The sequence below is a fragment of the Janthinobacterium sp. GMG1 genome, from assembly GCF_034427795.1.
In the GTDB taxonomy this organism is placed as follows: domain Bacteria; phylum Pseudomonadota; class Gammaproteobacteria; order Burkholderiales; family Burkholderiaceae_D; genus Janthinobacterium.
Window position 1 is genome coordinate 1 of record NZ_JAXQNT010000012.1, and the last position, 15,541, is coordinate 15,541.

Here is a 15,541-nt window from a genome sequence, read left to right on the forward strand (position 1 = left end):
CGACATTCCACCGGCGCCAGCCGCCATTCCCCTGTTAACGCTCGATAACATCGGCAAGTCCTATGTCGGCCCCGTCCTCGGTGGCGTGGGCCTGCGCCTCGCCCCTGGCCAGGTGCTGGCGCTGACGGGCGAGAACGGCGCGGGCAAGAGCACCCTGTCGAAGATCATCTGCGGCCTGGAGCAAGCTACCACGGGCACGATGCTGCTCGACGGCAAGCCTTACCAGCCCGCCTCGCGCGGCGCCGCCGAGGCGCTGGGCATCCGCATGGTGATGCAGGAACTCAATCTGATTCCCACCCTGTCGATCGCGGAAAACCTGTACCTGAAGAATTTGCCGCAGCATTTCGGTTTCATCGACCGTACGCGCCTCGAGCGCGACGCGCGCGAACAGATGGAGAAAGTCGGCCTGGGCGGCCTCGACCCGTGGACTTTGGTCGGCGAACTGGGCATCGGGCACCAGCAAATGATCGAGATCGCGCGCAATCTGATCGGCGCCTGCCGCCTGCTGGTGTTAGATGAGCCGACAGCCATGCTGACGCACCGCGAAGTGGAATTGCTGTTCCTGCAAATCGAACGCCTGAAAGCCGACGGCGTGTGCATCATCTATATTTCGCACCGCCTGGAAGAACTCAAGCGCGTGGCCGACCGCATCGCCGTGCTGCGCGATGGCCAGCTCGTGTGCGATGACGATATCGCGGGCCATTCCGCCGCCGACCTGGTCAGCCTGATGGTGGGCCGTTCGGCCGACGACGCCGTCGACCTGAGCGGCCGCAGCATCGGCGCACCGCTGTTGCGCGTGCGCGGCCTGACGCGCGGCAAGGTCGTCAACCCGACCTCGTTCGACTTGCGCGCCGGTGAAATCCTCGGCATCGCCGGCCTGATCGGCTCGGGCCGCACGGAATTGCTGCGCCTGATCTTCGGCGCCGACCGTGCCGATGCCGGTGACGTGTTCCTCGGCGACAGCGAGGTGCCCGCCGCCTTGCACTCGCCGCAGGCGGCAGTGAAAGCCGGCATCGCCATGATCACGGAAGACCGCAAGGGTCAAGGTTTATTATTGCGCCAGTCCATCGCCGTCAACACGACCCTCGCGTCGCTCGACACCGTCAGTGGCGCAGGCTGGCTCAACGATGCGGCCGAAGCATCGGTGGCCGACGATTACATCCAACGCCTCGGCATCCGTTCGCGCAACAGCGCGCAAACGGTGGCCGAATTGTCCGGCGGTAACCAGCAAAAGGTGGTGATCGCCCGCTGGCTGTATCGCGACTGCCCCGTCATGCTGTTCGACGAGCCCACGCGCGGCATCGATATCGGCGCCAAGTTTGATATTTATCAGGTGCTGGCCGAACAGGCGCGCCAGGGCAAGGGCCTCGTCATTGTCTCGAGCGACTTGCGCGAACTGATGCTGATCTGCGACCGCATCGCCGTCATGAGCGCCGGCAGCATCGTCGACACCTTCGAGCGCGGCGCCTGGAGCCAGGACGCGCTGCTGTCGGCTGCCTTCTCCGGCTATTTGACCCCCACTTCCACTCCAGCTGCGGCCTGATCCGCCGGAAAGATTCCCATGACCACCAATTCCTCTCCTTCGTATCTGCAGCGCAGCCTTGCCGACTTGAAAAACTATGCGGGCCTGATCGGCGCCCTGGTCGCCATGTGCGTGCTGTTCTCATTCGCCAGCGAAAACTTTTTCACCCTGGCCACCTTGAGCACCCTGTCGAACAATATCCCGACCCTCGTCGTGATGGCTGTCGGCATGACGTTTGTCCTGATCATCGGCGGCATCGACTTGTCCGTCGGTTCCGTCATGGCGCTGGCCGCGTCCGTGCTGTCGCTGGCCGTCGTGCACTGGGGCTGGCCCGTGTGGAGCGCGGCCCTGCTGGGCATGTTCGTTGCCGCCCTGTGCGGCGCCACCACGGGCCTGATTTCCGTCGGCTGGCGCATACCCTCGTTCATCGTCTCCCTGGGCGTGCTGGAAATGGCACGGGGCCTCGCGTATCAAGTGACGAACTCGCGCACGGAATACATCGGCAGCGCCGTTGACGGCATCAGCTCGCCGATCGCGTTTGGCCTGTCGCCCGCTTTCATCGCCTCGATCGCCATCGTCGTCATCGGCCACCTGGTGCTTACGCGCACGGTGCTGGGCCGTCACTGGATCGGCATCGGCACGAATGAAGAAGCCGTGCGTTTGTCCGGCATCAACACAAAACCGTCAAAAGTACTGGTGTTTGCCTTGATGGGCTTTCTCGCCGGCGTGGGCGCCTTGTTCCAGGTGTCGCGCCTGGAAGCGGCCGACCCGAACGGCGGCGTGGGCATGGAATTGCAAGTGATCGCCGCCGTCGTGATCGGCGGTACGAGCCTGATGGGCGGACGCGGTTCCGTCATCAGCACGTTCATTGGCGTGCTGATCATTTCCGTGCTGGAAGCGGGCCTGGCGCAAGTGGGCGTGTCGGAACCCGTGAAACGCATCGTCACGGGCCTGGTGATCGTCGCCGCCGTCGTGCTCGACACCTACCGCCGCCGCGGCGAGCGTTCATAATAGCCGCCCATGGCAACCATCAAACAAGTGGCGCAGGCGGCGGGGGTGTCGTTTACCACCGTGTCGCACGTCCTCAACAATACCCGTCCCGTCAGCGACGAGGCGCGCCGCGCCGTGCTGGCGGCGGCGGAGCAATTGCATTACGTGCCCAGCGCGCTGGCGCGCTCCCTGCGCAGCCGCAGCACGGGCACCATCGGCCTGATCATTCCCAACAATACGAACCCGTATTTCTCGGAAGTGGCGCGCGGCATCGAGGACAGTTGCTACGCGGCCGGCTACAGCGTGATCCTGTGCAATTCCGATGACGACCCCGTCAAGCAGCGCGACTACCTGAACGTGCTCTTGACCAAGCGCTGCGACGGATTGATCCTGTCCGCGCTGGCCGACAGCGATGGCGAACTGCTGCGCAAGATGAAGGTGCCGGCCGTGCTGCTCGACCGCGCGCCCAGCGACCTGTCCATCGATGCCGTGGCCGTCGATAACCGCGCCGGCGGCGTCCTGGCCGCGCGCCATTTGCTGGGCCTGGGACGCCGGCGCCTCGCCTGCATCGCCGGTCCCCGCGAAGTGAGCATTTCCAACGACCGCATAGCCGGCGTGCGCAGCGCCATGGCGGAGGCGGACGTGGCCCTGGCCGACGCCCTGTGCCGCCACGCGGACTTTACCAGCGCGGGCGGCTATGCGGCCGCGCTGGACTTGCTGGCGCTGCCGCCAGGCCAGCGCCCCGACGCCTTGTTCTGCTGCAATGACTTGATGGCCTTTGGCGCCCTGCGCGCCGCCGCCGAGCGCGGCATTGCCGTGCCCGTGGACCTGGCTGTCGTCGGCTTCGACGATATCGACCTGGCCAGCTTCGTGCATCCGGCCTTGACCAGCGTGGCGCAAAACACGCGCGAGCTGGGCCACATCACGGCCGCCTGCCTGCTGGCGCGCATCGCCGACCCCGCCTTGCCGCGCCAGCAGCGCAGCATCGCACCCGAGCTGCACGTGCGCGGCTCCAGCGTGGCCGCCACGCTACCTTCTTCCGCACCTACTTCTTCACCTGCAACTGAACTGATGGGAATGACATCATGATCGTGGTTATCGGCAGCATCAATATGGACCTGGTCTTGCGCGTACCGCGCATGCCCCTCCCCGGCGAAACCCTGACGGGCGGCGCTTTCCGTACAATTCCTGGGGGCAAGGGCGCCAACCAGGCCGTGGCTTGCGCACGCCTGAGCGGCAATGTGGCGGGCGCCCAGCAAGTGGCCATGGTTGGCTGCGTGGGCGACGACGCGTTTGGCGCGACCTTGCGCGCGGCGCTGGTGGGCGACGGCATCATCGACAGCCACATCACCACCTTGCCGGGCGTGGCCTCGGGCATCGCCTCGATCCTGGTCGACGACAATGGCCAGAACAGCATCGTGATCGCCGGCGGCGCCAACGATCTGCTCAGCCCCGCGCACATTGACGCAGCGCAAGGTTTGATCGAACAGGCGGACATCGTCGTGCTGCAGCTGGAAACGCCGATGGCCACCGTCGTGCATGCGATCAAACTGGCCCGTTCGCTGGGCAAGACCGTGGTGCTGAACCCGGCCCCGGCGGCCAGCTTGCCGGACGGCGTGCTGGAACTGGTCGACTACCTGATTCCGAATGAAATCGAAGCGGCCATGCTGGCCGGCGTCAGCCCGGAGGGCGCGGATGCCAAGGCGCTGGCCGCCGCGCTGCAAAAGCTGGGCAGCGACAACGTCATCATCACCTTGGGTTCCAAGGGCGTGCATGCGGCCCTGTATGGCGGCGATTACACGTTCCCGGCCGAAGTGGTGCAAGCCGTCGACACGACGGCCGCCGGCGATACCTTTATCGGCGGTTTTGTGGCGGGCCTGGCGTCCGGCATGGACGAGGCGGAAGCGATCCAGCAAGGCCAGCGCGCTGCCGCCTGGAGCGTCACCAAGCCCGGCGCGCAAACCTCGATCCCCCACTTGCACGAGTTGTTCTGAGACCATGAAAAAATCACCGCTGCTTAATATTGCGCTGTCGCAACTGATCGCTTCGCTCGGCCATGGCGACATGCTCGTCATTGGCGACGCGGGCTTGCCGTCGCAACCGGGCGTGCCCCTGATCGACCTGGCCCTGACGCGCGGCATCCCCGGCTTCATCGATACCGTCAACACGGTATTGAGCGAGATGCAGGTGGAATACCATTTGCTCGCCAGCGAGTTGCCGCAGCACAATCCGGCCATGGCGGCGCAGGTGGCGGCCCTGGCCTTGCCCGATGCGCGCCAGGTAACGCACGAGGAGTTCAAGCAATTGAGCAAGGGCGCGCGCGCCATCGTGCGCACGGGCGAGTGCAGTCCGTACGCCAACATCATTTTGGTGGCCGGCGTCGTGTTTTAACGCAAACAATGGTGAATTTGTTTGCCAAAAACATCAACGCTATTGTCCTCACTGAAATAATTATCCATTGGCAAAAGGGGCGGCTACAATAGCCTTACCCCTGCCAGCTCGGCAGCTTCCTGGTGTTCCGCCATGCCGATGAAAGCCCCCGACGCTTTCCGCTTTGTCTTGCCGCTCGCCGGCAGGCTGGCGCACGGCTGGCGCTGCCTCTTCTTCTTCTGCCTGCTGCTGTGCCTGGCTACGCCTGCGCGGGCGCTGGAACCCGTCTCCCTGCAGCTCAATTTCACGCACCAGTTCCAGTTTGCCGGCTATTACGCGGCCATCGAGCAAGGCTATTACCGCGAGGCGGGGCTGGACGTCAAACTGGTCGAAGGCGGTGGCGGGCAGTTGGCCGAGGCGGCCGTGCTGGCGGGCCAGGCCGAGTATGGCGTGGGCAACAGCACCTTGTTGCTCAGCCGGCTGGCGGGCAAGCCCCTGGTGGTGCTGGCCGTCGTGTTCCAGCATTCGCCCAGCGTGCTGCTGATGCGCCAGCAGGGCGGCGCGCCCGACGTGCGCAAGCTGGTGGGCGCGTCCGTGATGATCGGTGCGGCCGGCGATGTGGCCCTTGCCGCCGATGAAGTGTCGCTGTTCCTGGCGAAAATGGGCGTCGCGCCGCAGCAGATGCGCCACTTGCCGCCCAGCTACCGGATCGAGGATTTGATCAATGGCAAGGTCGATGCGATTGCCGCGTACTCCACCAACGAACCGGACTACCTGGACCGGGCAGGCTTTTCCTATTACCAATTTACGCCGCGCACGGCCGGCATCGATTTCTACGGTGACAACCTGTTTACCAGCGAGCACGAACTGCGCCGTCATCCCGAACGCGTCAAAGCGTTCCGTGCGGCCAGCCTGCGTGGCTGGCAATATGCGATGGCGCATCGCGAGGAAATGGCGCGCGTGATCCTTGCCAAGTACAGCCAGCGCCACGACCGCGCGCACCTGCTGTACGAGGCGCAGCAGATGGAATTGCTGCTGCAGCCCGTGCTGGTGGAGCTTGGCTACATGAATCCCCAGCGCTGGCAGCACATCGCCGATACCTATGCCAGCATGGGCGTGCTGCCGCGCAATGCCACGGACAGCCGCGCCTACAAGGGTTTTTTGTACCGCCCCGTGCCGGGCGCCGACCTGGGCTGGCTGTATCTGTCGCTGGGCCTGGCGGGCAGTCTGCTGGCCGTCTCGGCCGCCTTTCACTTCAACAATCTGGCACGCGAGCGCCGCCGCACGGAGGAAACCATCCGCCAGGGGGAATTGCGCTTCCGCACCATGTTCGAGGAAGCGCCCATGGGCATCGCCCTGATCGATACCGTGAGCGGACAGTTTCTCGACATCAATCCACGCTACCTGGCCATCAGCGGGCGCAGCCTGGAACACATGAAGCAAACGAGCTGGATGGAGATCAGCCATCCCGACGATGTGCCCGGTGAGCTGGAACAGGTGGCGCAGTTGCTGGCGCGCAGCTTGCACGGCTTTCGCCACGCCAAGCGCATCGTGCGGCCCGATGGCGGCGTGGTGTGGGTCGACGCGTCGGTGACGGCCATCGCCACGGCGCGCCATGGCGGTCCGCACCACTTGTGCATGCTGGAAGACGTGACGGACAAGCGGCAAACGGAAGCGCTGATCTGGCAGCAAGCCAATTTCGATACCCTGACGCAATTGCCGAACCGGCGCATGTTCCACGAACGCTTGCGCCAGGCCTTGGCCCAGGGCCGGCGCGATACGAGCCGCGTGGCCATCCTCTTTATCGATCTCGACCATTTCAAGGAGGTCAACGATACCCTCGGCCACCACCAGGGCGATATCCTGCTGATCGAGGCGGCGCGGCGCATCCGCGTGGGCGTGCGCGAGACGGATACGGTGGCGCGCCTGGGCGGCGATGAATTCACGGTGATCCTGTCCGACCTCGATGATTTGCAGCAAGTCGACCGCATCGCGCGGCAGATACTCGACGGCTTGCTGGCGCCGTTCCTGCTGGGGCAGGAGCAGGCCTTTGTTTCCGCCTCGATCGGCATCACCCTGTATCCGGACGACGCGGGCACGATCGAGGACTTGCTCAAGCATGCGGACCAGGCAATGTATGTGTCGAAAGGGGCGGGGCGCAACCGCTACAGCTACTTTACGCCCGCCATGCAGGTGGCGGCCGTCAACCGCATGCGCCTGGGGGCGGACTTGCGCACGGCCTTGCGCGAGCAGCAGATGCAACTGTATTACCAGCCCATCGTCGAGCTGCACAGCGGCAAACTTGCCAAGGCGGAAGCCTTGCTGCGCTGGCACCATCCGCAGCGGGGTGTGGTATGCCCGCCGGATTTCCTGGCGCTGGCCGAAAGCAGCGGCCTGATCGTGGAGATCGGCGACTGGGTGCTGTGCACGGCGGCCGCGCAACTGCTGCGCTGGCGCGCGCAGGGCCAGGTCATTGGATTGCCGGGGCTGCAACTATGCCTGAACCAGTCGCCGCTGGAACTGCAGCGCGAAGTGGAGGCGCCCGGCACCTGGCTGCGTCAGCTGATGGCGCTCGATGTGCCGGCCTCGGCCATCGTGCTCGACATGCGCGAAGATGTACTTTTGCCAGGTGGCAATAGCATGGCGCCACGCCTGCAGCACTTGCGCGAAGCGGGCTTGCAGATCGCCCTGGACGACTTCGGCAGCGGCCATGCCTCGCTGACGCAGCTGCAGCAGTGCGGCATCGATTACCTGAAGCTCGATGGCGTGCTGGTGCGCAAGCTGGCACCCGGCAGCAGCGAGCTGGTGCTGTGTGAAGCCATCGTCACCATGGCCCACAAGCTGGGATTGCAAGTCATCGCCGAAGGGGTGGAGACCGAAGAGCAGCGCGCGCTGCTGCTGGAGATCGGCTGCGATTTTGCGCAAGGCGAGCTGTTTGCGCCGCCGCTGGCCATCGTAGCGTTCGATGCGCTGCTGCACGCGCAGCGGCCCTTGCACCCTTGAAACAGGCATCGTCCGCCACCAGATTTCATCCAGGCCTGCGGGACGGGGCTCCCGGCTTGAACGGGCTTATACTCGACGGGCTGGCGCCTGCGCCCGGCTTTGCTGTCACCGGTAGCTAACGGGGTGCGCAGGCAATATTTCTTCCATTCACTCAACTCGAGGTGACCTCATGGGCATTTTCAGCAATATCTACAACAAGATCTTCCACCATTCGTCCGACGCTGCCCCGGCAGCCACGCCGGCCGCCGCCACGACAGCACCTGCCGCAGCACCGGCGGCCGCACCTGCACCTGCTGCGCCAGCGGCTGCCGTGCCCGTGGTGGACGTGGAAGTGGTGCTGGTCGACCTGGCCAGCAAGAACGCGGAAAAACTCAATTGGCGCACGTCCATCGTCGACCTGATGAAATTGCTTCAACTCGACAGCAGCCTGGCGTCGCGCAAGGAACTGGCGCAAGAGCTGCATTTCACGGGCGACACCAACGATTCGGCCAGCATGAATATCTGGCTGCATCGCCAGGTGATGATCAAGCTGGCGGAAAACGGCGGCAAGGTACCGGAAGAACTGAAAAATTAAACACCTGGCGGCGGCAGGGGTATCCACTGTCACCGCTATCCAATCGCGTGGGAACTGCCTATCATGGAGTTCCCATGATGTCGTGATAGCTAAAACTAATTGAAACTATTGTGACAATCAATTTCGAATATGGGTTAAAACCCCTTACACTAGAGTCTTACTGATTCACCACACGAGAGGAAATGAAATGTCGCTGATCAATACCCAAGTTAAACCATTCAAGGCAACCGCATACCACAATGGCAAATTCGTCGACGTGACGGAAGCGTCGCTGAAAGGCAAGTGGTCGGTATTCGTCTTCTACCCAGCCGACTTCACCTTCGTTTGCCCAACCGAACTGGAAGATCTGGCCGATCACCACGCTGAATTCCAGAAGCTGGGCGTCGATGTCTACGGCATCTCGACCGATTCGCACTTCGCGCACAAAGCATGGCACGACACCTCGGACGCGATCAAGAAAGTGCAATACGCACTGATCGGCGACCCAACCGGTACCCTGTCGCGCAATTTCGAAGTCATGATCGAAGAAGAAGGCATGGCACTGCGCGGTACCTTCGTCATCAATCCAGACGGCTTCATCAAAGTTCTGGAAGTGCATGACAACGGCATCGGCCGTGACGCATCGGAACTGTTGCGCAAAGTTAAGGCAGCTCAATACGTTGCCGCTCACCCAGGCGAAGTTTGCCCAGCCAAATGGACGGAAGGCGCAGCAACCCTGACCCCATCGCTGGACCTGGTCGGCAAGATCTAAGTCTCGATGCAGCACGTAGCAAACAAGTAGTTACCGCGATGCCGGACCGGGCGTCCGGCCCGGCATTCGCCTAAATATTTGTAAAGGAAGAAAAAATCATGTTAGATGCAACCCTCAAAACCCAACTGAAATCCTACCTGGAAAAAGTGGTGTATCCGCTTGAGCTGGTCGCTTCTCTCGATGACAGCGCAAAAGCCCGCGAGATGAAGGAATTGCTCCAGGAGATAGTCCTGTTGAGCGACAAGATCACGCTGGTCGAGCGCCTTGACGCTGGCGTACGCGCCCCGTCGTTCAGCATCAACCGTACCGGCTCGGACATCGGCGTGCGTTTCGCTGGTGTGCCGCTGGGCCACGAATTTACCTCGCTGGTGCTGGCGCTGCTGCAAGTGGGCGGCCACACCATCAAGTTCGACGATGCCGTGATCGAGCAGATCCGCAACCTCGACGGCGATTACGAATTTGAAACGTTTATTTCGCTCTCCTGCCATAACTGCCCGGAAGTGGTGCAGGCCTTGAATGCCATGGCCGTGATCAACCCGCGCATCAAGGTCACCACCATCGATGGCGGCGTGTTCCCGAAAGAAGTGGAAGAACGCCAGATCATGGCCGTGCCGATGATGTTCCTCAATGGTGAACACTTTGGCCAGGGACGCACGAATGTCGAGGAAATCCTCGCCAAGCTCGACACCAACGCCGGCGCTCGCCAGGCCGAAGCGTTGAACAAGAAAGACGTGTTTGACGTGCTGATCGTCGGCGGCGGCCCAGCCGGCGCGGCAGCGGCCATCTACGCGGCCCGCAAAGGCATCAAGACGGGCGTCCTGGCCGAGCGTTTCGGCGGCCAGGTGCTCGACACCCTTGCCATCGAGAATTTTATTTCCGTCAAGGAAACGGATGGTCCGAAGTTCGCCATGGCGCTGGAACAGCACGTCAAGGAATACGAAGTCGACATCATGAACACCCAGCGCGCCGCGAAATTGACGCCGGGCAAGTTGGTGCAGATTGAAACGGCGAATGGCGCCATCTTGAAAGCCAAGACCGTCATCCTGGCCACCGGTGCCCGCTGGCGCGAAATCAACGTGCCGGGCGAAAAGGAATACCGCAACCACGGTGTTGCCTACTGCCCGCACTGCGATGGTCCTTTGTTCAAGGGCAAGCGCGTAGCCGTGATCGGCGGCGGCAATTCGGGTGTGGAAGCGGCGATCGACCTGGCCGGTCTCGTGAAACACGTGACCCTGATCGAGTTCGGCGCGGAGCTGCGTGCCGATGCGGTGTTGCAACGCAAGCTGCACAGCCTGCCCAACGTGACGGTGATTACGTCGGCGCAAACGACCGAAATCCACGGCGACGGCAAGATCGTCAATGGCTTGAGCTACACGGACCGGGTCAGCGGCGAGTCGAAGAAGGTCGAGCTGGAAGGCGTCTTCGTGCAAATCGGCCTGGTGCCGAACACGGAATGGCTCAAAGGCACGGTAGCGTTGTCGCGCCACGGCGAAATCGAAGTGGATGCCCGCGGCCAGACCTCGATCCCCGGCGTGTTTGCGGCCGGCGACGTCACCACGGTGCCGTACAAGCAGATCATCATCGCCACCGGCGAAGGTGCGAAGGCAGCCCTGTCCGCCTTTGACCATCTGATCCGCTCGGACGACGAGGAAGTGGTGGAAGAGTCGGCAGCGAAAGAAGCGCTGACGGCATAAGTATTGAGCTGTATCAAAAAACCGGAACGGCCGCGAGGCCCTTCCGGTTTTTTTACGCCTGACGCCTTACATCTTGAATGCCAGCCCCACGCGCACATTGCGCCCCTCGCCGTAGTACGAGGAGTTCGAATTGACCTGGTAATGCTTGTCGAACAGGTTATTCACATTCACGGACACGCTGACGGTTTTGCTGAACGCGTATTGCAGCATGGCATCGGCCAGCACATAGCTGCCCTGGCGGATGATGGGGGCGCCCGGCAAGGCCAGGTAGGACATGTCGGAGCGCGTATGGTTTTGCCAGCGCACGCCGCCGCCCACGTTCAGGCCGCCCGCGCCGGCGCCGCCCAGCTCTGGCAAGCGATAGCTGGTGAAGACTTTGAAGGTGCTTTGCGGCACTTCCGTATTGAGTTGCTTGCCGTCGGAGTCGGCGCTCATGTTGCGCGCAAAGCCGGCCATGCCTTGCCAGTTGGTGGCCAGCTGGCCCGCCACTTCCAGTTCCAGGCCGCGGCTGGTTGTGCCCGTGGCGGCGCGGTAGGCTTGCGAACCGTCCGGCGCAAACGCGCCGGGGATCGACACGGCAAAATTGTCTTGCTTGGTCTTGTACAGGGCGGCCGTGACGTTGAGGCGGTTGTCCAGCAGTGCGCCTTTCACGCCCGCTTCGTAGCTGTTGCCCAGCAGGGGATCGAGGTAGCTGCCATCGGCGCCCTTGTTGTTTTGCGGCTGGAAGATATTCGTGTAGCTGCCATACACGGACCAGTCGCGGCTCACGTCGTAGACGATGCCGGCGTAGGGCGTGAATTCGCCCGTTTCCTGGCGGCTGCTACGGTCCGTGACCTTGCTGTCGTACGGCGTTTCCGATTGCGCACGCTTCCAGCTGGTGACGCGCGAACCGAGCACCAGCGCCAGGCTGTCGGTCGCCTTGATGCGCGCCGTGGCGTAGACGCTGTTGGTGCGCTCGGTGGAATGGATGTTGCTGTTGGGCGGATTGTCCGGTTTCACGGGCGTATTGCCATCCCAGGTGAAAATATTCTCGATGACCTTGCTCCAGCCGGGGAAGGACCAGCGGCCGTGGCCTTGCGTATCGTTGCGCGTGCGCGAACTGGTGGCGCCCAGCACCAGTTCATGGCGGCGGCCGAACAGGTCGACGGGGCCATTCGCATAGATGTCCAGCGTATCTTGCACAGGTTCGCCTGCCCACAGGGCCGACCACAGCCCCACGCCTGTGCCGGTGACCTTGTCGATGCCGAATTCATCGGTCCAACCCGGCACTTCCGTGTAGTCGCTGCTGTCGCGCGTCAGCGTGGCCTTGGCGCGCCAGCCGTTGCCGAACTGGTGTTCCAGGCTGGCAAAGTAACTGCGGTTTTCGCGGTCGGTGGACGCCCAGCGCGCGCCCGAGGAATCGGAGCGGCGCCAGTGCGTGCGCGTGCCGTCCGTGTAAAAGAAGGGGCGGCCCGAGCGACCCACGCCTGTGGCGTTGTAGTCTTGCCAGGCAAAACCGAGGGTGGCCAGCGTATTCGGCGCCAGGTCCGCCTCGACGATGCCATAGAGCACTTTGCGCTTTTCCTTTTCATAGTCGACTTGCGACTGGTTTTCCTGCACGGCCGCCACCAGACGCGCGCGCACCGTGCGTGCCTCGTTGACAGGGCCGGCAATATCGGCTTCGCCGCGGCGGTAATCCCAGGTGCCGCCCGTCAGCTTGAGGCTCGCTTGCGGCGTGGCCGTGGGACGCTTGCGTACCAGGTTGATGGTGGCGCCTGGCGTGCCGATGCCGTTCATCAGGCCGGTGGCGCCGCGCACCACTTCGGCGCGGTCATAGATCACCATGTCATTCGTCTGGAAGATGCCCACGTAATCCGTAAACAGCCGCGCCACCCCGTCGACCTGCATGTTTTGCACGCTGGCGCCGCGCGCAAAGAAGCCGTTGGTATCGCTGCCGGACGGACCGTATTGCACGAAGGTCAGGCCCGTGGTGCGCTTGACGAGGTCTTCCTGCTGCACGATGTTTTGCTCGTCCATCTGCTGGCGCGTGACGACGCTGACGGACTGAGGCGTTTCGCGGATCGACAGGGGCAGGCGCGTGGCCGTCTGCATCGACGCCGTGGTGTAAGAGGCGCTGCCTTCCGTGGTGCCGTCACGTTCCTGCGCCGCGCTGACGGTGACGGGCGCCATGGTCTTTTCCGGTGCGGCAATGCTCCCCGCGCGGATGATCACGTCGTTACCTTCCACTTGCGCCACCAGGCCCGTGCCGGCCAGCAAGCGTTCGAGCGCCTGGCGCGGGGACAATTGCCCGCTGACTGCGGGTGCCTGCTTGCCGGCCACCAGGTCAGGGTGCACCATCAGTTGCAATCCCGCCTGGCGCGCCAGGGTATTCAAGGCCGTGCCCAGCGCCTGCGCCGGCACGGCCACCGTGACGACGGATTCCGTGGTCAAGGCCTGGGCGTGCAGCGAGGGCGTGGCGCCGATGGCGGCCAGGGCGATGGCCAGGGTGAGGGGAGCGAGGTGGAACGGGGAAACGGTACGCGGGCAAGACATCGGGGCTCTTCTCCAAAAGTAAATATAAATACGAATCATTACCAATGAAGACGCACGAACTGCCAAACAGTTGAGGTCAATCGCAAAAAAATTTACGGCGCGGCCGTGATGACGGTGCTGCCGCCTTCTTCGTGCAAGCGCAGGGGCAGCACTTGCGGCAGGGCGCGGCGGAAGGATGCCACTTCGCGCAGTTTGAAACTGCCGTTCAGGCGCAGTTCGCCCACGGCCGCATCGCCCAGGCGCAAGTGCGTCGGGCCGTAGCGTTCGAACTCGGCCAGGGCTACACGCAGTGGCGTGTTGTTGAAATGCGCACGGCCTTCGCGCCACAGCAGGGCATCCTCGGGCGTGGCATTCGTCAACGCTCCCAGCTTGCCCGCCGCATCGCTACGCACGGCCTGGCCCGCCGTCAGCACCAGCGGTGCGCCGTTGCCCGCCACGCGCACGATGCCATGTTCCACTTGCACATTGGCGCCATCGCCGTACAGGCCGCTATGCGTATGGCGCACGCTAAAGCGCGTGCCCAGTACGGTGACGCGCACGGGGCCGGCCAGCACCTCGAACGGGCGGGTCTTGTCGGGCGCGACCGTCAACAGGGCCTGGCCTTCCGGCAGGCGCACTTCGCGGCGCTGGCGGTACAGGGTGACGTCGGCGCGCGTGGCCGTGTCCAGGCGCAAGGTACTGCCGTCGGGCAATTCCACGGTCAATTGTTCGCCGCGCGCGCTGGCAAAGCTGGCGCTGTAGACGGGCTGATGCAGCCAGTATTGCCAGCCCGCCAGCACGGCGCAAACGACGGCGGCGCCAGCCAGGCGCATGGGCTGGCACAGTTGCATCAGCCAGGCAAGGCGGGGCGGCGATGGCGCCGCCTTGCTGGCGGGTACGGGACGCAGGCGGGCGATGGTGGCGTCCGGCAATGCATCGAGGCCATACCATGCGCGGGTCAGTTGTCCGTAGGCAGCTGCATGCGCCGCGCTGGCGGCCAGCCATTGCTGGAAGGCCGCTTCCTCGCGATCATCGAGGCCATCCTGGCGGCGCACCAGCCAGTCGGCGGCCTGCACGTCCAGCGCGGGCTGTTGCGCGAGGAAGGCGGCGCTGTCGTGGCGATCCGATGGTCTCATGGCTGCGTCTCCTGCATGCGCTCTTCCACGGCCTTGCAGGCGAGCACGCCGCGCATGATGTGCTGCGCCACCATATTGCGCGAAATGCCCATCTGGTCCGCCACTTGCTGGTGCGACAGGCCATCGAAACGGTTCAGGATGAATGCTTCGCGGCAGCGCGGTGGCAAGGCTTCGATGGCGCGGGCGATGGTCGTGGCATATTCTTCATAGGCATAGATTTCTTCCGGCTGCGCATGCGCGGGCGCGCAAGGCTGCTGCGTTTCCAGCAAGATGTCGAGCTCGTCATGGTCGCGCACGGCGCGGCGGCGGTGGCCATCGATCAGCAGGCGGCGCGCCGTCTGGTGCAGCAGGGCGCGTGGCTCGGCGATGGCTTGCCCCGCGCGCTGCATGCTGAGGAAGCGGGCATAACTTTCCTGTACCACGTCAGCGGCGGCCGCCCGATCCTTCAGGCTGCGCAGGCAAAAATTCAGCAGTTCTCGGTAATAACGTGCAACCACGGGAGACAGTCGGCAGGAAGGGCAGGACGGCGTTGCTAACTTGCCGTAAATGATAACGATTCTCATTGTAGCAGTGCCCCAACGCCGCTGTCGATGCCGCGCTTCCGTGCTGTGGTGTTTATGCTGAAGCTCAGCTGCCCGCGTACTGCGGATTGGCGGCCACATACACCTGGATACCGTCGACGGCCATGTCCTTCGGCGCGATGTCGCTCAGGGCGAAGACGGTCTTGTTGCTGAAAGTTTGCACGTGCCACGTAAAACGCTGGCCGGCGCGCGCGATGGTGACGGTTTCGCCGCGCGTGACGTTGATGTGGCGCGTGTCGGGCTGCAGCTCGATGCTGCGCTGGGCGGCGGCGCGTGGGGCGCTGCTGCCGTAGTCGGCGGCCGTGCCCGTGGGGCCGGCAGCGATGGCGGAGGTGGCAAAGGCGGCGCACAGGATGGCCAGGGCGCGGCGGTGGGTGTTCAACATGCTGATCTCCAAGAATAGGCTGGA

At 63.7% G+C, this 15,541-nt stretch carries 13 protein-coding genes; 9 read left to right on the forward strand and 4 right to left on the reverse strand.

Features of this window, described 5'->3' with window-relative positions; translation table 11 throughout:
* The first annotated feature begins 4 nt into the window (after positions 1-4).
* The 9 genes from SJI03_RS24515 (at position 5) to ahpF (ending at position 10,904) form a co-directional block, all read left to right on the forward strand.
* Positions 5-1,543: a sugar ABC transporter ATP-binding protein gene (locus tag SJI03_RS24515; protein ID WP_322429007.1), complete on the forward strand. Its 1,539-nt coding sequence runs from the start codon at positions 5-7 to the stop codon at positions 1,541-1,543.
* Between the two features lie 18 nt (positions 1,544-1,561).
* On the forward strand, positions 1,562-2,533 hold the full coding sequence (locus SJI03_RS24520; RefSeq protein WP_099379238.1) for an ABC transporter permease: 972 nt from the start codon (positions 1,562-1,564) through the stop codon (positions 2,531-2,533).
* Positions 2,534-2,542: 9 nt separating this feature from the next.
* The gene (locus tag SJI03_RS24525; protein WP_322428933.1) at positions 2,543-3,601 is read left to right on the forward strand and encodes a LacI family DNA-binding transcriptional regulator; all 1,059 of its coding nucleotides are present in this window, start codon (positions 2,543-2,545) and stop codon (positions 3,599-3,601) included.
* Positions 3,598-4,506 (forward strand): ribokinase, encoded by a 909-nt coding sequence (rbsK, locus tag SJI03_RS24530; protein WP_322428934.1) that lies wholly within the window; start codon positions 3,598-3,600, stop codon positions 4,504-4,506. Before SJI03_RS24525 ends, rbsK begins: the two co-directional genes overlap by 4 nt.
* A gap of 4 nt (positions 4,507-4,510) precedes the next feature.
* Entirely contained in the window at positions 4,511-4,903 is a 393-nt protein-coding gene (gene rbsD / locus SJI03_RS24535) for a D-ribose pyranase (protein WP_035823039.1), read from the forward strand.
* A gap of 132 nt (positions 4,904-5,035) precedes the next feature.
* Complete coding sequence (locus SJI03_RS24540; protein ID WP_322428935.1) at positions 5,036-7,885, forward strand: EAL domain-containing protein; 2,850 nt, start codon at positions 5,036-5,038, stop codon at positions 7,883-7,885.
* A gap of 169 nt (positions 7,886-8,054) precedes the next feature.
* Positions 8,055-8,459: a DUF3597 domain-containing protein gene (locus SJI03_RS24545; RefSeq protein WP_322428936.1), complete on the forward strand. Its 405-nt coding sequence runs from the start codon at positions 8,055-8,057 to the stop codon at positions 8,457-8,459.
* Positions 8,460-8,646: 187 nt separating this feature from the next.
* Complete coding sequence (gene ahpC / locus SJI03_RS24550) at positions 8,647-9,210, forward strand: alkyl hydroperoxide reductase subunit C (protein WP_099379243.1); 564 nt, start codon at positions 8,647-8,649, stop codon at positions 9,208-9,210.
* Between the two features lie 98 nt (positions 9,211-9,308).
* Positions 9,309-10,904: an alkyl hydroperoxide reductase subunit F gene (gene ahpF / locus SJI03_RS24555; protein WP_322428937.1), complete on the forward strand. Its 1,596-nt coding sequence runs from the start codon at positions 9,309-9,311 to the stop codon at positions 10,902-10,904.
* 66 nt (positions 10,905-10,970) lie between these two features.
* Here the strand turns inward: ahpF and SJI03_RS24560 are convergent, their stop codons facing one another.
* From SJI03_RS24560 to SJI03_RS24575, 4 genes are all read right to left on the reverse strand, one after another.
* The gene (locus SJI03_RS24560; RefSeq protein ID WP_322428938.1) at positions 10,971-13,436 is read right to left on the reverse strand and encodes a TonB-dependent siderophore receptor; all 2,466 of its coding nucleotides are present in this window, start codon (positions 13,434-13,436) and stop codon (positions 10,971-10,973) included.
* Positions 13,437-13,528: 92 nt separating this feature from the next.
* Positions 13,529-14,551 (reverse strand): FecR family protein, encoded by a 1,023-nt coding sequence (locus tag SJI03_RS24565; RefSeq protein ID WP_322428939.1) that lies wholly within the window; start codon positions 14,549-14,551, stop codon positions 13,529-13,531.
* On the reverse strand, positions 14,548-15,048 hold the full coding sequence (locus tag SJI03_RS24570; RefSeq protein WP_322428940.1) for a sigma-70 family RNA polymerase sigma factor: 501 nt from the start codon (positions 15,046-15,048) through the stop codon (positions 14,548-14,550). The genes SJI03_RS24565 and SJI03_RS24570 overlap by 4 nt, the downstream gene beginning before the upstream one ends.
* Before the next feature lie 130 nt (positions 15,049-15,178).
* Positions 15,179-15,517 (reverse strand): CzcE family metal-binding protein, encoded by a 339-nt coding sequence (locus tag SJI03_RS24575; RefSeq protein ID WP_322428941.1) that lies wholly within the window; start codon positions 15,515-15,517, stop codon positions 15,179-15,181.
* Positions 15,518-15,541 lie beyond the last annotated feature (24 nt).